Annotated in this window: 16 protein-coding genes; 13 read left to right on the top strand and 3 right to left on the bottom strand. The window is 70.2% G+C overall.

Annotated elements, in window-relative coordinates:
* Nucleotides 1-9: 9 nt before the first annotated feature.
* Nucleotides 10-690, bottom strand: coding sequence for a response regulator transcription factor (locus tag CCK91_RS10160; RefSeq protein WP_064295346.1), 681 nt, complete (start codon nt 688-690; stop codon nt 10-12).
* Nucleotides 687-2,396, bottom strand: a complete 1,710-nt coding sequence (locus CCK91_RS10155; protein WP_086473928.1) for a sensor histidine kinase — start codon at nt 2,394-2,396, stop codon at nt 687-689. Before CCK91_RS10155 ends, CCK91_RS10160 begins: the two co-directional genes overlap by 4 nt.
* 207 nt (nt 2,397-2,603) lie before the next feature.
* Here CCK91_RS10155 and nusA point away from each other — a divergent pair, with 207 nt between their 5' ends.
* The 4 genes from nusA (at nt 2,604) to rbfA (ending at nt 7,492) form a co-directional block, all read left to right on the top strand.
* A complete protein-coding gene (gene nusA / locus CCK91_RS10150; RefSeq protein WP_079707160.1) occupies nt 2,604-3,605 on the top strand; it encodes a transcription termination factor NusA in 1,002 nt (333 codons plus the stop codon).
* Nucleotides 3,606-3,610: 5 nt separating this feature from the next.
* Entirely contained in the window at nt 3,611-3,880 is a 270-nt protein-coding gene (locus CCK91_RS10145) for a YlxR family protein (RefSeq protein WP_086473927.1), read from the top strand.
* Between the two features lie 287 nt (nt 3,881-4,167).
* On the top strand, nt 4,168-6,936 hold the full coding sequence (gene infB / locus CCK91_RS10140) for a translation initiation factor IF-2 (protein ID WP_086473926.1): 2,769 nt from the start codon (nt 4,168-4,170) through the stop codon (nt 6,934-6,936).
* Between the two features lie 118 nt (nt 6,937-7,054).
* Nucleotides 7,055-7,492 carry a 30S ribosome-binding factor RbfA gene (gene rbfA, locus CCK91_RS10135; RefSeq protein ID WP_079707157.1) on the top strand — a complete coding sequence of 146 codons (438 nt, stop codon included), beginning with the start codon at nt 7,055-7,057 and terminating at the stop codon, nt 7,490-7,492.
* Between the two features lie 98 nt (nt 7,493-7,590).
* Here rbfA and CCK91_RS10130 read toward each other — a convergent pair whose 3' ends face one another.
* The gene (locus tag CCK91_RS10130) at nt 7,591-8,475 is read right to left on the bottom strand and encodes an A/G-specific adenine glycosylase (RefSeq protein WP_242664503.1); all 885 of its coding nucleotides are present in this window, start codon (nt 8,473-8,475) and stop codon (nt 7,591-7,593) included.
* A gap of 38 nt (nt 8,476-8,513) precedes the next feature.
* Between CCK91_RS10130 and CCK91_RS10125 the strand changes: the two genes are divergently transcribed.
* The 9 genes from CCK91_RS10125 to deoC all read left to right on the top strand — a co-directional run bounded on the left by CCK91_RS10125 (nt 8,514) and on the right by deoC (nt 16,213).
* Nucleotides 8,514-9,188, top strand: coding sequence for a uridine kinase (locus CCK91_RS10125; RefSeq protein WP_086473925.1), 675 nt, complete (start codon nt 8,514-8,516; stop codon nt 9,186-9,188).
* 65 nt (nt 9,189-9,253) lie between these two features.
* The gene (gene truB / locus CCK91_RS10120; protein WP_086473924.1) at nt 9,254-10,189 is read left to right on the top strand and encodes a tRNA pseudouridine(55) synthase TruB; all 936 of its coding nucleotides are present in this window, start codon (nt 9,254-9,256) and stop codon (nt 10,187-10,189) included.
* Entirely contained in the window at nt 10,186-10,554 is a 369-nt protein-coding gene (locus tag CCK91_RS10115; protein ID WP_086473923.1) for a hypothetical protein, read from the top strand. Before truB ends, CCK91_RS10115 begins: the two co-directional genes overlap by 4 nt.
* A gap of 102 nt (nt 10,555-10,656) precedes the next feature.
* On the top strand, nt 10,657-11,076 hold the full coding sequence (locus CCK91_RS10110) for a hypothetical protein (RefSeq protein ID WP_086473922.1): 420 nt from the start codon (nt 10,657-10,659) through the stop codon (nt 11,074-11,076).
* Nucleotides 11,073-12,005, top strand: a complete 933-nt coding sequence (locus CCK91_RS10105) for a bifunctional riboflavin kinase/FAD synthetase (protein ID WP_086473921.1) — start codon at nt 11,073-11,075, stop codon at nt 12,003-12,005. The genes CCK91_RS10110 and CCK91_RS10105 overlap by 4 nt, the downstream gene beginning before the upstream one ends.
* A gap of 101 nt (nt 12,006-12,106) precedes the next feature.
* A complete protein-coding gene (locus CCK91_RS10100; RefSeq protein ID WP_133059974.1) occupies nt 12,107-12,814 on the top strand; it encodes a hypothetical protein in 708 nt (235 codons plus the stop codon).
* Nucleotides 12,811-14,046, top strand: a complete 1,236-nt coding sequence (locus CCK91_RS10095; RefSeq protein ID WP_086473919.1) for an MFS transporter — start codon at nt 12,811-12,813, stop codon at nt 14,044-14,046. The genes CCK91_RS10100 and CCK91_RS10095 overlap by 4 nt, the downstream gene beginning before the upstream one ends.
* Before the next feature lie 146 nt (nt 14,047-14,192).
* Nucleotides 14,193-15,194 carry a sugar-binding transcriptional regulator gene (locus tag CCK91_RS10090; protein WP_086473918.1) on the top strand — a complete coding sequence of 334 codons (1,002 nt, stop codon included), beginning with the start codon at nt 14,193-14,195 and terminating at the stop codon, nt 15,192-15,194.
* Nucleotides 15,191-16,213, top strand: coding sequence for a deoxyribose-phosphate aldolase (deoC, locus tag CCK91_RS10085; RefSeq protein ID WP_071262338.1), 1,023 nt, complete (start codon nt 15,191-15,193; stop codon nt 16,211-16,213). Before CCK91_RS10090 ends, deoC begins: the two co-directional genes overlap by 4 nt.
* Nucleotides 16,214-16,217 lie beyond the last annotated feature (4 nt).

Here is a 16,217-nt window from a genome sequence, read left to right as displayed (position 1 = left end):
TGACCACCGCTACTGCGCTCTCGTGCTGAGGCGGTAGCCGGCTCCGCGGACCGTCGCGATGGCGTCCTTGCCGATCTTGTTCCGGAGATACCGCACGTAGACGTCGACGACGTTCGAACCGGGATCGAAGTCGTAGCCCCAGACCCGGCTGAGGAGCTCCTCACGGCTGAGGATCTGGTCCGGGTGACGGAAGAACTCCTCGGCGAGGGCGAACTCACGGGTGGACAGCTCGACCGGCACACCGTCGACGAGGACGCGCCGTTCGCGCAGCTCGAGCTCCAGATGACCGACCGAGAGGCGTTCCTGGACGGCGGTGGTCGACGCCGGTGCCCGCTCTGCCAGGCGTCGGCGGATCCTGGCCAGGAGCTCCTCGAACCGGAAGGGCTTCGACATGTAGTCGTTCGCCCCGCCGTCGAGGCCCGCCACGAGGTCTCGCGCGGAATCGCGGGCGGTCAGGATGATGACGGGGAGTTCGCTGCCGTCGTCGCGCAGCCGCCTGAGGACCTCGAAGCCGTCGACGCCGGGCAGGCCGATGTCGAGGACGAGGAGGTCGAAGTCGCCGCTCTCCGCCAGCTCGACGACCTGTGACCCGTCGACCGTCACGTCCGCCGTGTGCCCGGCGGCGCGCAGGCCCTTGCTCACGAACGCGGAGATCCGCGTCTCGTCCTCGGCGACCAGGATCCGGCTCATGCGTGGTCCTCCGGCGCACTCCGCCGAGCCGAGGTGTCGACGAGGTCCGGGAAGTCGTCCTCGGGGGACGGGGCAGGCGAGAGCGGTGGTGCATCGATCGCGGGGCCTGCGTCGCCGGGTGTCGGTCCGGACTGCATGGTCGCGGTCGTCTGCGTCGCAGCGGCTTCCTGAGCCGCCTGTGCCTCTCGCAGCGCGATCGCCTGGGCCATCGCGTTGCGGGGGATCGCCGCGGTCTCGTCCGGGTCGAGGTCGAGGTCCGCGTCGGACCCCTCGTCGTCGTCGGCCACCGCGAGTGGCAGTCGGATGCTGAAGAGGGAGCCGGCCTGCTGCGTGTCCTCGACCTCGGCCCACCCGCCGTGTGCCGCGGCGATCGCTTGCACGATCGACAGGCCGAGGCCGGAGCCGGCGACGCCCCGTCCACCGCTCACCCGGGTGAACCGGTCGAAGATGCGTTCGCGGAGTGCCTCCGGCACCCCGGGCCCGTCGTCGGTGACGGAGAGCACGAGCGCCGGGTCGTCCGACTCGTCGAACCGGCTCGAGATCACGATCGTCGACCCGGCCGGGGAGTACTTCGCGGCGTTGTCCGCGAGCTGCAGCCACGCCTGGGCCAAGCGACCGGCGTCGACGTCCGCGGTGAGCGCGGCCTGTTCGCCCAGGGTCCACTCGTGCTCGGTCGAGATCGCCGTCGCCTTCTCGTGGACCGAGGCGGTGAACGTTTCGATGTCCACGGGCTCCCGGTCGAGGGTCGACGCGAGGCCGGCCGTCGAGAGTTCCGTGATGTCGGCGACGAGGGAACTCATCCGGTCGAGTTCGTCGAGGGCGAGGTCCCGGGTGGCGGCCACCTCCGCGGGGTCGGACGGATCGAGGAGCTCGAGGTGTCCGCGCACGATGGTCAGCGGCGTCTTCAGCTCGTGGCCGACGTCGTCGAGCAGTTGGCGTTGACTGGTGAAGGCCTCGTCGAGCCGGTCCAGCATGCCGTTCACGGTCGTGGTGAGCTCCGAGACGTCATCGCGACCGACGACCGGGATCCGTTCGTCGAGGTCCGACTCGGTGATGCGGGCGGCGGCGTCCCGCAGCAGCCGGATGGGGTGGAGCAGTCCGCCAGCGAGCTGCCAGCCGACGAGGCCGAGCAGGAGCAGGCACACCACGGCGACCACGATCTCGACGGCGAGGATGCCTCGGGACTCCGCGAGTGCGGCGTGCACGTCGGTGGCGATGACGACGTGGGCCACACTCGGGTCGCCGACGACCTGCACCGGGATGATCGCGTACCGCACGGTGCGGTCACCGGTGGCCTCGCCCGTGACGACGCCGCGGGACGACCGGGTCGTGATGGTGTCGAGCAGCTGCGGGTCGTCGTCCAGGCGGAAGGCGGACGGGGCGCTGGGTGCGACCGTCGAGCCGTCGGCGCGCACCCCGATGGCGGTCTCGTCCTCGGCGAAGATCCAGCGTCGCATCACCGCGTCGACGGCCGCGTCGCTCGTCGCCGGGGCGTCGGCGGAGTCGCCCGAACCGACCACCATGAAGGCGATGAGCTCGGCGCTGTGCTCCAGGCGGGCGTCGATGGTCGCGAGGGTCTGCTGCCGGCCGAGCGTGTAGGTGGAGACGCCCACGAGCGTCATCGCGAGCGTCGTCGCGAGCAGGATCGCGACGAGGATCCTCACCCTCGTGCTCCGCATGACGTTCCGCAGCTCGCCCAAGACCATTGGCCAATCATGTCACCCGCCCCGAGACGCGGTCGAGCCAGGGGCGGGACCCTCGAGGACGCGCGGGGGCTTCCCAGCTGGGTGGATGACGTACCCCTCGGCATCCGGTACCGTAGACAGACGGGTTCGGCAGCACGGCAGCAGCATGCCCGTCGTGCCGCTGCACGTCTTGCCGCGGCACCACCAGTTGAATAGAGGAGGCCATCGATGGACATCGATCTCGGTTTGTTGAAGTCGATCGAACGCGAGAAGGAGATCCCGTTCGAGGAGCTCGTCGTGATCATCGAGCAGGCCATCCTGAGTGCGTACCTGAAGAGCACCGAGGGGACCGACACCACCGCGCGCGGCGACGTCCCGGCCGCCCGGGTCCAGCTCGACCGCAAGACCGGCCACGTCGGGGTGTTCGTGCCCGAGTTCGACGACGAGGGTGTCCTGATCGGCGAGGCCGAGAGCACGCCGGACGACTTCGGTCGCATCGCCGCCTTCGCCGCGAAACAGGTCATCTTCCAGCGACTCCGCGACATCCAGGACGACGCCGTCCTCGGTGAGTTCAAGGGCCGCGAGGGCGACATCATCGCGGGCGTCATCCAGCAGGGCCCGAACCCGCGCATGATCCACGTCGACCTCGGCACCATCGAGGCGATCCTGCCGCCCGAGGAGCAGGTGGCCGGCGAGGAGTACCCGCACGGCGCACGCATCCGCGTGTACGTGACGAGCGTGACGAAGGGCCTCAAGGGTCCGCAGATCACCGTGTCGCGCACCCACCCCGGACTCGTGCGCAAGCTGTTCGCGTTGGAGGTCCCGGAGATCGCATCCGGCATCGTCGAGATCGTCTCACTCGCGCGCGAGGCCGGACACCGGACCAAGATCGCGGTGAAGGCGAACGACCCGAGCATCAACGCCAAGGGCGCCTGCATCGGTGAGCTCGGGCGTCGCGTCCGCGCGGTCACCGACGAGCTGGGGGCCGAGAAGATCGACATCGTCGACTACTCGCCCGACCTGCCGACGTTCGTCGCGAACGCGCTCTCGCCGGCCAAGGTCACGAGCTCGTACGTCATCGACCAGTCGCTCAAGGCCGTCCGGGCGCTCGTGCCGGACTACCAGCTGTCGCTCGCGATCGGCAAGGAGGGGCAGAACGCCCGTCTCGCCGCCAAGCTCACCGGCGCCAAGATCGACATCCAGCCGGACTCGATCCTCGAATCGGACTGAGCCGGATGGAACCGGTGCGGACCTGCGTCGGCTGCCGCCGTCGCGAGCCGCGCTCGGCACTGCTGCGCGTCGTCGCGGTCGAGGGGGCGCTCATCCCAGACGCCGCGGCGCGCCTGCCGGGTCGCGGATCCTGGGTGCACCCGACGTCGGCGTGCGTCGACCAGGCGGTGCAGCGTCGGGCGTTCACGAGGGCGCTCAGATTGAGTGCGGGACCCGACGCGTCGGCGGTCCAGGCCTTCGTGTCGACGGAACCGGCCGCGCCGACGGCTGAATGACGTCGTCGGGCTGGAACGACCCGCTCACGATCCGGTGGTGAGCCCGCACCCAGGGTCGGGGTGTACGATGGTGAGTGCACGCGAGAGCGCTCCGGCGCACACCGTGCTTCCCACCGCAGGTATCAGGCCCGGATCCCGGGCCTCCATCCTGCTGCCGCCCCACCCGGGTGCGGCATTCCGAGAGAACAGGCTGAACGGCTAATGGACAACTCATGAGCGGCTCGAAATGAGCACCGTCCACCACTAACGCTTGCCCCTGCCTGGGTGCAAGCTCAGACAGGAGAATTGTGGCTGCAAAACCACGTGTACACGAGATCGCATCCGAACTCGGAGTAGACAGCAAGATCGCCATGGCGAAGCTCAAGGAATTGGGCGAGTTCGTCAAGGGACCGTCTTCCAGTATCGAACCACCGGTGGCCCGCAAGCTGCGCGCCGCCCTCGAGGCCGAGGGCGCGAAGGCGCCAGCTGCCCCCGCCGCCCCGGCGAAGCGACCGGCCACGCCCGGCGCTCCGACCCCGGGTCCCGCCGCACCCAAGGCTCCGGCCCCCGCGGCACCCGCCCCCAAGGCTGAGGCGCCCGCTGCGCCTGCGCCGAAGCAGGCCGCCCCAGGCCCGAAGGCTCCCGCCGCCCCCGCCCCTGCGGCGGAGGCACCCGCGGCTGCTGCTCCGGCGGCACCGTCCGCGCCCGCGGCTCCGGCCGCCGGCGACTCGCCCTCCGGCGACGCCGCGAAGCCGGGCGGCCCCCGTCCCGGTGCTCCGCGTCCGGGGAACAACCCGTTCGCGTCCTCGCAGGGCATGGGCCAGCGCCCGACCGGCACGCCGCGTCCGGGGAACAACCCGTTCGCAGCGGCTCAGGGCATGGGTCAGCGTCCGAACCCCAGCAACATCCCGCGCCCGCAGGCTCCGCGCCCCGGCTCGCCCCGTCCGGGCGTCGGCCAGGGTCAGCGTCCCGGTGGCCCCGGTCGTCCGGGTGGCGCAGGTCGTCCCGCGGGTGGCGGCGGCTTCCGTCCCGGTGGCGCCGGTGGCGGCTTCCGTCCCGGTGGTGCCCCGGGTGGTGCACCCGCCGGTGGATTCGCCGGTCGCCCTGGTGGCGGCGGCGGTCGTGGTCGCGGACCCGGCGGTGGTACCGCAGGTGCCTTCGGTCGCGGTGGCGGCAAGAGCAAGGCACGCAAGTCGAAGCGGACGAAGAGGGCCGAATTCGAGCTGCGGGAAGCCCCGTCGCTCGGCGGCGTGAGCGTCCCCCGCGGCGACGGCAACACCATCATCCGTCTGCGTCGTGGCGCGTCCATCTCGGACTTCGCCGACAAGATCGACGCCAGCCCCGGCAACCTCGTCACCGTGCTGTTCCACCTCGGTGAGATGGCGACGGCGACGGAGTCGCTCGACGAGGCGACCTTCGACGTGCTCGGTTCCGAGCTCGGCTACAAGATCCAGATGGTCTCGCCCGAGGACGAGGACCGGGAGCTCCTCGAGGGCTTCGACATCGACCTCGACCAGGAGCTGGAGGACGAGTCCGACGAGGACCTCGCCATCCGTCCTCCCGTCGTCACCGTCATGGGTCACGTCGACCACGGTAAGACGCGCCTCCTCGACGCCATCCGCAACGCGAACGTCGTCGCCGGCGAGGCCGGTGGCATCACGCAGCACATCGGTGCGTACCAGGTCGTCGCAGAGCACGAGGGCATCGAGCGTCCGATCACCTTCATCGACACCCCGGGTCACGAGGCGTTCACCGCCATGCGTGCTCGTGGTGCGCAGGTCACCGACATCGCGATCCTCGTGGTCGCGGCCGACGACGGCATCATGCCGCAGACGGTGGAGGCCTTGAACCACGCGCAGGCGGCCAACGTGCCGATCGTCGTCGCGGTCAACAAGGTGGACAAGCCCGACGCCAACCCGGCCAAGGTGCGCCAGCAGCTGACCGAATACGGCCTCGTCGCCGAGGAGTACGGCGGAGACGTCATGTTCGTCGACGTCTCGGCTCGTGCCGGCACCGGCATCAAGGACCTCCTCGACGCCGTGCTGCTCACCGCGGACGCCGGTCTCGACCTGCGCGCCAACCCGAACAAGGATGCACGCGGTGTGGCCATCGAGGCCAAGCTCGACAAGGGCCGCGGTTCGGTCGCGACCGTCCTCATCCAGTCGGGTACGCTCCGCGTCGGTGACGCGATCGTCGCCGGTACGGCCTACGGCCGCGTCCGTGCGATGGTCGACGAGAACGGCGACACCGTCGCCGAGGCGGGTCCCTCGCGTCCCGTCCAGGTGCAGGGCCTCTCGAGTGTTCCTCGGGCCGGCGACACCTTCCTCGTCACCGAGGAGGACCGCACCGCGCGTCAGATCGCCGAGAAGCGTGAGGCCGCGGAGCGCAACGCCGCTCTGGCCAAGGCTCGCAAGCGCATCTCGCTCGAGGACTTCACCCGTGCACTCGAAGAGGGCAAGGTCGAGTCGCTCAACCTCATCATCAAGGGTGACGTCTCCGGTGCCGTCGAGGCACTCGAGGAGTCGCTGCTCAAGATCGACGTCGACGACAGCGTCCAGCTGCGGATCATCCACCGCGGTGTCGGTGCGGTCACCGAGTCCGACGTCAACCTCGCCACGATCGACAACGCGATCATCATCGGGTTCAACGTGCGCCCCGACCCGAAGGCCCGCGAGCGTGCGGCCCGTGAAGGTGTGGACGTCCGGTTCTACTCGGTCATCTACAACGCACTCGAGGACGTCGAGCAGAGCCTCACCGGCATGCTCAAGCCCGAGTACGAAGAGGTCCAGTCCGGTGTCGCCGAGATCCGCGAGGTGTTCCGTTCCTCCAAGTTCGGCAACATCGCGGGTGTCATCGTCCGCTCGGGCACGATCACGAGGAACGCCAAGGCGCGGGTCATCCGCGACGGCGTCGTGGTCGGCGACAGCCTGGCGATCGAATCGCTGCGTCGGTTCAAGGACGACGTCACCGAGGTGCGTACGGACTTCGAGGCCGGTATCGGTCTCGGCAAGTTCAACGACATCCAGATCGGCGACGAGATCGAGACGATCGAAATGAAGGAGAAGCCGCGCGGCTAGTCCGCTCGGCCGGTCCCCGTCGTCCTCCTCCGGGAGGGCGGCGGGGATTCCTGCTTGTATTGTGTGTGCAGCATCCGTCGGACGGCCCTCCGCCCGACGGTCATCAGAGGAGGACGAGATGGCAGAGAACCCCAGGGCCCGCAAGTTGGCGGACCGCATCAAGGAAGTCATCGCCAAACGGCTCGACAAGGGCATCCGCGACCCGCGGCTCGGCTTCGTGACGATCACCGACGTACAGGTGACCGGCGACCTCCAGCACGCGAACGTGTTCTACACGGTGTACGGCTCCGACGAGGAACGCGCCGACACGTCGGCCGCGCTCGAGTCCGCCAAGGGCCTGTTGCGTGCCGAGATCGGCCGCAACATCAACACCCGGCTGACGCCGAGCCTCGACTTCTTCCTGGACGCGATCCCGGAGAACGCGCAGCACATCGAAGACCTGCTGCGCGAGGCGAAGAACCGCGACACCGAGGTGGCCGGGCTTGCCGCCGGTGCCGCCTACGCCGGCGACGAGGACCCCTACGTCAAGCCGCGCGACGTGGACGCCGAGGACTAGACACCTCGCACCACCCTTCGACAGGCTCAGGGACCGGGAGTACTTCATCCGGTCTCTGAGCCTGTCGACGTGGGGGGGGGGGGGGGCTCAGCGAGCGGTCAGTCGTGGGGGAGCGCGTATCCGCCGTCGACGCGCACCGCGAGGCGGTCGGCGACCAGTCCGGCGAGTGCGCGGTCGAACTGCTCGCCGTCGGGCCAGAGCGCCCGGAGCTCCGCGTCCGTCAGCGAGCGGTGGGTCGAGCGGAGCTCGGCCATGATGATGCCCCGGACCTGTCGGTCGCTGCCCGCGAACTGCTTCTGCTTCGTCTTGACCGGTCCGTCGTAGGCCGGGTATCCCGCTGCGCGCCAAGCGCACACCTCGCGGAGCGGACACTCCTCGCACCGCGGTGCTCGAGCTGTGCAGACCACCGCGCCGATCTCCATCAGCCCTGCGTTGAAGACGGCTGCCTCCGAGCGGGACGCCGGCAGGAGCGCCTCCATGGCGGGGAGGTCCGCCTTGGCGTTCGGTGGCCCGGGCTCGCCTTGGCCGCGGACGGCTCGGGCGATGACCCGTCGGGTGTTCGTGTCCACCACCGGGTGCCGGTCCCCGTAGGCGAAGACGGCGACGGCGCGAGCGGTGTAGTCGCCGATGCCGGTGAGCGCCAGGAGCTGGTCCACGTCCGACGGGACGATGCCGTCGTGCCGTTCGGCGATCTGGGTGGCCGCCGCATGGAGCCAGAGCGCTCGGCGCGGATAGCCGAGTCGGCCCCAGGCGCGGACGGCTTCGGCCGGTGGTTCGGCCGCCAGGTCGGCGGGCGTCGGCCAGCGCCCGAGCCACTCCTCGAGCCGCGGGATCACCCGGCTGACCTGCGTCTGCTGGAGCATGAACTCCGACACGAGTGTGCCCCAGGCGGGGAACCCCGGGCGTCGCCACGGGAGGTCGCGCGCATTGGTGCGGAACCATCCCGTCACGAGCGGGGCGAGGTCGGAGGGTTCGGGCGGCACCGCACCAGCCTACGATCCGCGCGGGTAGGCTCGGCGCCATGAAGCTCGTCACGACACCACGGATCGAGTTGCTCCGGCAGCTGCGAGACCAGTTCCAGCGGGACTACCCACGAGGCCGTACCCTCATCGCGGTGGACGGCGTCAGCGGCTCCGGCACGGCGGCGTTCGCCGACGGACTGGCCGAGGTGTTCGACGAGGCCGGACGCGCGGTGTTCCGCGCGTCGATCGACGACTTCCACCGTCCTCGCGAGGAACGGTACGCGCGGGGGCGGGACTCTGCCGAGGGTTACTGGCTCGACTCGTTCGACTATTCGCTGTTCCGCCGGGTACTCGTCGAGCCCTTCCGCCTGGCTGGCAGCGCCGGTTTCCAACTCGTCGGGTTCGACGAGCAGCGCGACGTCGGCGCTCCCTTGCGTTGGACGACCGGCCCGCAGGACGCCGTCCTCATCGTCGACGGCGTCTTCCTGAACCGTCCCGAGCTCCGCGGCCTCTGGCATGCGTCGGTCTGGCTCGACGTCCCGATGGCGACGGCCTACGAGCGGCTGCACGAGCGCCTCGGCGTCGACGCCGACCCGACGGCGCCGTCCAACGCGCGCTACGTGGGCGGGCAGGCGCTCTACCGCAAGGACGACGACCCGACCGCGCGGGCGACCGCCCTCGTGGACAACACGGACGAGCGGCACCCACAGCGGATCTTCGCCGATTTCTGCTGAGCGCCGCCGTCCAGGGGGTGCTCCGGCCGCCCGGCGGTGCCGACGGCCGCTGGTACCGTTGCAGGGTGGTCGAGAACAGCACAGCAGCACCCGGGTCGGCGTCCGCCCGTCCCGGTATCCTCCTCATCGACAAGCCGCAGGGGCACACCTCCCACGACGCGGTCGCCCGGGTGCGACGGCTCGCGGGCACGCGCAAGGTGGGGCATGCGGGGACGCTCGACCCCATGGCCACTGGGCTGCTCGTGTTGGGCACGCGCTCATCGACCCGACTGCTGACGTTCATCGTCGGTCTCGACAAGGAGTACACGGCGACCATCCGCCTCGGCGAGGCGACCTCCACCGACGACGCCGAAGGTGAGGTCACCGAGCGCGCCGACCAGGCCGCGGTGGCAGCGGTGGACGACGACGCGATCATCGCCGCGATCCGTCCGCTGACGGGCGACATCGAGCAGGTGCCGAGCACGGTGAGCGCCATCAAGGTGGGCGGGAAGCGCGCCTACGCCCTGGCCCGCGAGGGGATCGAGGTGGAGCTGAAGTCCCGAGCGGTCACCGTCAGTGCGTTCGACGTGCTGACCATCCGTCGGGATGGCGCGGCCGTCGACGTCGACGTCCGGGTCGTCTGCTCGTCCGGCACCTACATCCGCGCCCTCGCCCGCGACCTGGGGGCATCCCTCGGCGTCGGCGGCCATCTCACCGCGCTTCGCCGGACCCGCATCGGACCCTTCGACGTCACGGACGCGTCGACGATCGACGACCTCGACGTGGAGACGGCACTGTTGCACCCGGCCGACGTCGCGAAGCGCCTGTTCGGTGCCCTCGATCTCACGGAGCAGGAGGCGGTCGACCTCGGCCATGGGAAGCGGCTCGAACGCGACCTGCCGGCCGGCCACACCGGTCCGATCGCCGCCATCGCTCCGGACGGCCGACTGGTGGGGCTCGTGGAGCGCCGTGGCGGCTCGCTCAAGTCGGTCGTGAACTTCCCGGCGGAGGAACCGGCATGATCGAGTGGTTCACCCTCGCGCAGATCGCGGTCGCGGTCGTGGCCGGGCTCCTCTGCATCGTGCTCGGATTCGCCGGGCGCGCGCCGAACGACCTGACGATGGGGGCGACAGCACTCGTCGAGGTCCTCCTCATCGTGCAGCTGGTGGTGGCGATCGCCGCACCCGCGTTCGGGAACACCGCCACGGGGAGTGTGCCCGAGTTCTACACCTACCTCGTCTCCGCGATGATCCTGCCGATCGCCGGCGGGTTCTGGGCGCTCGTCGACCGCACCCGATGGTCGACGGTCGTCCTCGGCGTCGTCTGTCTCGCGATCGCGGTGATGCTCTACCGCATGGAGCAGATCTGGACCGTCCAGCTCGGCTGACCGTCGGCGCATCGACGACGGTGGAGGGCGAGGGCGCCGCAGCCCGCGTGACCGTCGCGAAGTGCCTGGGCGAGGGCCTGCGTCGCATAGAATCGTCGGGTCATGCCTCTCCCCACCACCGCTCCAGCCCGTCCACGCGTCCGTGGTGTCGGGGTCGTGCTCGTCGCCGTCTACGGCATCCTGGCGCTCGCCGCCACCGGCCGGTCCGTGGTGCAGATCACGACCAAGTTCGACCAGGCGCCCCTGGCTTACGTGCTCTCGGCCGTCGCCGCGGTGGTGTACATCCTGGCGACCGTCTCGCTCGTCGCTCCAGGCGCCGTCTGGCGGCGGATCGCATGGGCCACGATCTCCTTCGAGCTCGCCGGGGTCCTGATCGTCGGCTTGCTGAGCCTGCTCGATCCCGAGCTCTTCCCCCACGACACGGTCTGGTCCGTCTTCGGTCGCGGGTACGTCTTCATCCCGCTCGTCCTCCCGGTCCTCGGACTGTGGTGGTTGGCCGGACATCGGCGTACCGGCAAATGATCACGTTCACCGAGCTCGACCAGGTCCCCGACGCCTTCGGACCGTCGGCCGTCACCATCGGCAAGTTCGACGGCGTCCACACGGGTCACCGCGCCGTCGTCGCCGCGCTCCTCGAGGAGGCTTCGGCCGCCGGCCTCAGCTCCGTCGCCGTCACCTTCGACCGCAATCCGCTGAGTCTCATCAACCCCGACCGCTGCCCGGCGTCGCTCGTGAGCAACGAGCAGAAGCTCGGTCTCCTGGCGGCCGCCGGGGTCGACGCCGCCTTGCTGCTGCGCTTCGACCAGACACTGGCCCAGCTCACGCCCGAGGAGTTCGTCACCTCGATCCTCGTCGGAGCATTGCACGCCAGGACGGTGCTCGTCGGCGAGGACTTCCGCTTCGGCCATCGCGGCCTCGGCACGGTCGCCACGCTGGAGTCGTTCGGTGAGGTCTACGGGTTCTCCGTGCGCGTCGTCGACGACGTCCGTCCCGGCGGCGGGCGGCGGGTGTCGTCCACCTGGATCCGCGAACTCCTCGAGGAGGGTGACGTCCGCGAGGCGTCGCGACTCCTCGGTCGTCCGCCCGGCGTGCGGGGAGTCGTCGTCCACGGTGCCAAGCGTGGCCGGGAACTCGGCTTCCCGACCGCCAACCTGTCTCCGGATTCGCAGGGTCTCATCCCCGCGGACGGTGTGTACGCGGGTTGGTTGTTCTGGCGAGGACGTCGGTATCCGGCGGCGATCTCGGTCGGGAACAACCCGACCTTCGACGGCGTCCCGCAGAAGCAGGTCGAGGCCTACGTCCTCGACGAGACCGATCTCGACCTCTACGACGACGAGGTCGAGGTGCAGTTCGTCGAGCGCATCCGCGGCATGGTCGCGTTCACCGGGATCGAGCCGCTCATCGTGCAGATGACCGACGACGTCGAACGCGCGCGTCGGATGCTGTCCTAGCCGACGCGCCGCGTCTCGGGGTGTCTCCGACGCGCATGAACGTGCCGATCGATAGGCTGGTGAACGCCCGTTCGGGCCACATCACCCGGGGGAATCCAACCATGCACTCACGTCTTCGTGTCCTGCCTGCGCTCGTCGCGGGTCTCCTGCTCCTCGTCGGCTGTGCGCCGCAAGCGGCTGCGCCGAGTGCCAGCCCGACGACGACCGCAACGTCGTCCACACCCACGGCGGCACCCGCGCCTGTGGCCTCGCGCGTCGTCATCGGCGCGGAGAAGGTGGAGGTCGTCGCGGAAGACGACACGCTGATCACCTCGGTGCGCTACTTCGACCCCACCGCATCGCTCGTTGCAGCCCTCACGGCCGCGTTCGGCGCAGACCCCGTCGTCTCAGCCGATCCCGGTGGGAATGAGACTCCACCCGGCACCCGCTACACCTGGGGTGGTGTGGCCGTCGTCGAGCGCGAGGTCGAGCAGAGCGAGCCGTACAACCCTGCGACGGTCGTGTTCGTCGAGTCCGCCGAGGAGTCGGGTGTCCGGATCGAGGTGGTCGGTGGCTACGCGGTGGGCGACGACACCGAAGCCATGGCTGCGGAGGTCTCGGGTGCCGAGGGAGCCGCACCGGAGGATGTCCAGCGCTACACCATGCCTGACGGTACGCCACAGGTGTTCATCCGAGCCGACGTCACACCCATCCCGCCGGCGGTCGACGAGCCGGGAGTCGAATCCCGGTCCTGGGCGGTCGGCGTCATCGGTTCGGACGCCGCACCGATCGAGCGTGTGGTGGCGCCGTCCCCGAACTGGGGCGCGTGACTCCCGAAACCCCGCCCCTGTGGAGGGGGAGGGCCCTCGCGCTCGTCGGTATCGTGCTGGTCGCGGCGAACCTCCGCACGGCCGTCACCTCGCTGTCGCCGATCTTCGCCGAGATCGACGGCGACATCGGCGTGGGGTCGGTCGGGCTGGGACTCCTCGGGATGCTGCCGCCACTGTGCTTCGCCCTCTTCGGCGTCTTCACCCCGCGACTCGTGCGTCGGCTGCACCTCGAGCCGGTACTGCTCATCGCACTCGGGTCGATCGTCGCCGGACACCTCATGCGCTCGCTCGCCCCCGACTTCGCCGTCCTCGCGATCGGGAGTGCGCTCTGCTTCGCCGGGATCGGCATCGGCAACGTCGTGCTCCCGCCGCTGGTGAAGAAGTACTTCCCCGACCGCGTCGGCCTCGTCACCTCCCTCTATGCGACGGTCCTGTCGGTCAGCACGTTCATCCCGCCGCTGATCGCCGTACCGGTCGCCGATGCCGCGGGGTGGCAGGTGTCGCTCGGGGTGTGGTCCATCGTCGCCATGCTCGCCGTGCTGCCCTGGATCACGCTCATCGTCCGGGAGCGTCGGGATGCCCGGGCCGCCGCCGCGACGGATCCCGAGATCGAGGAGGTGCCCCGCGCCGGGCGCGTCCTCGTCCACCGCTCGCCGATCGCGTGGGCCATCGCGGCGGTGTTCGCCACCTCCTCGCTGAACGCCTACGCGATGTTCACCTGGCTTCCCACCATCGTCGGTGACGTCGCCGGCGTCACCCCGGCCCAGGGCGGCCTGCTGCTCTCGCTCTTCTCTGCGATGGGTGTCCCGGCGAGCCTGATCGTCCCGATGCTCGTCGCGAGACTGCGGAACGTCGCCGTCCTCGTCTACGTCGCGAGCGCGTGCTTCGTGTTCGGCTATCTCGGGCTGCTCCTGTGGCCGGCGACGCTCACGTGGCTGTGGGTGCTGCTGGCCGGGCTCGGCCCGCTGCTGTTCCCGCTCGCCCTCGTGCTCATCAACCTGCGGACGGCGACCCACGAGGGCGCGGTCGCCCTGAGCGGCTTCGTGCAGAGCGTCGGCTACACCCTCGGCGCACTCGGCCCCCTGGTCGTGAGCCTGCTGCACGCCGTGACCGGATCGTGGACCGTCCCGTTGCTGCTCCTGCTGGCCACGGGCGCGCTGTGCGCGATCGCCGGCGGCATCACCGGCCGACCGACGACGATCGAGGCGGACCTCGCAGCACGCGGTCGCTGACCGGTCTGTTTCAGACCTCCGGACGGATCCACAGTGGCGATGCGCATCCGCGCAGCGGGCGCTGCTCATCTGAGCATGAGCACCAACAGGCGTTGTCCGGGTGGTGGTGGCGACCTAGGCTGGAGACGATCCGGAGGAGGCCCGAGGTGATCGAAAGCGACGAGCTGCTCGCGGTGCGCGCCGCGGAGCTCTACTACGACGAGACGAAGACCCAGGACGAGATCGGCGCGCTGCTCGGCATCACGCGGTGGAAGGTCGGTCGGCTCCTCGCCCAGGCTCGGGAACTCGGCTACATCCGCATCGAGATCGTGCACCCGCGCGCACGCCGCCTCCCGCTCGAACGGGCGCTCCGCGAGCGCTTCGGACTCTCGGACGCGGTCGTCGTGCCGAGCCCGAGCGACAGTGCCGACCTCCACGAACGCGTCGCTCGCGCGGCGGCCGACTACCTCGGCGCCATGCGACCGGTGCCGCGGACGCTCGGCGTGAGCTGGGGGAGGACGCTGCGCGACATCGCCGACCATCTGTCCGACGGCTGGGCCACGGGGCTCTCCGTCGTGCAGATCAACGGCGGCGTGAGCCTCAACCAGCGCGTCGGCACCGCGGCCGCCACGGCTGCACGGATCGCCGAGAAGGGCCGTGGCGACGTCACCCTGCTCCCGAGCCCGGCGATCTTCGAACGCCTGGAGACGAAGCTGAGCATCGAGTCGGACCGCACGGTCGCGGAGGTGCTCCGCACGGCCGCAGCGGCCGACACCTACCTGTACGGTGCGGGCGTGGCCGGGCCGGACTCCGCCCTCGTCCACAGCGGATACCTCACGGCCGCGGACGTCGACGTCCTGGTCGCACGCGGTGCCGTCGGCGATGTCGTCGGGCGCTACATCGACGCCGAGGGCATGATCGTCGACCCCACACTCGACGAGCGCACGGTCGGGCTCGGACTCGAAGCGCTCCGGCGTGCCGCTCGCAGCATCGCGGTCATCGCCGGAGCCCAGAAGCACGCCGTCGCGAGAGCCGTCGTCAGCAGCGGCCTCTGCACCGTGCTCGTCACCGACGAGGCGACCGCGACGGCACTCCTCGCCGACCACGAACCATCATCCGCCAAGCAGCACACCCCGGAGCAGGAACTGCTCGGAAGGAACGCACCATGACCACTCCACCAGGCGACCTCGTGGCGAAGCCGACGGCGCTCGAACTCGTCGACGGCCCCGTCACCGACGCCAGCCTCAGACGCTACCTCGACGGCCTCGCGGGCGTCGACGCCGTCGGGCTCGAACAGCGCGCAGCGGACCTCGGAACGCGCTCGATCAAGACGACGTCGAAGGCCTGGGCCCTCGACCGCATCATCGAACTCATCGACCTCACCACGCTCGAGGGCGCCGACACCCCCGGCAAGGTGCGCTCCCTCGTGGCCAAGGCCATCACCCCGGACGCCGGGGATCCCTCCACACCGCGCGTCGCCGCGGTCTGCGTCTACGGCGACATGGTGCCGTACGCCGTCGAGGCCCTCGGCGCGGCGCACACGCAGCCCGGTGCGGCACACGACGCCGGCGGCATCAACGTCGCGGCGGTCGCGACGGCCTTCCCGAGCGGACGCGCCTCCCTCGCGGTCAAGCTGGCGGACACGGCCGACGCCGTCGACGCCGGAGCGGACGAGATCGACATGGTCATCGACCGGGGTGCGTTCCTCTCCGGTCGGTACGGTCAGGTCTTCGACGAGATCGTCGCGGTCAAGGAGGCCTGCCGTCGGAGCGACGGCACCTCGGCGCACCTCAAGGTCATCCTCGAGACCGGCGAGCTGAACACCTACGACAACGTGAAGCGCGCCTCCTGGCTCGCCATCCTCGCGGGCGGCGACTTCATCAAGACGTCCACCGGCAAGGTCGCGCCCGCGGCGACCCTCCCGGTCACCCTCCTCATGCTCGAGGTCGTCCGGGACTGGCACCGCCTCACCGGTGAGCAGATCGGTGTGAAGCCCGCCGGCGGCATCCGTTCCTCGAAGGACGCGATCAAGTACCTCGTGACCGTCGCGGAGACGGTCGGCGAGGAGTGGCTCCAGCCGCACCTGTTCCGCTTCGGTGCCTCGAGCCTCCTCAACGACGTGCTCCTGCAGCGTCAGAAACTCACCACCGGCCACTACTCCGGCCCCGACTACGTCACCATCGACTAGGACA

Origin of the sequence: Plantibacter elymi (nom. nud.) (assembly GCF_900177795.1) — a bacterium.
Classification (GTDB): Bacteria; Actinomycetota; Actinomycetes; order Actinomycetales; family Microbacteriaceae; genus Plantibacter; species Plantibacter elymi.
This window is presented reverse-complemented; position numbering and strand designations above follow the sequence as displayed.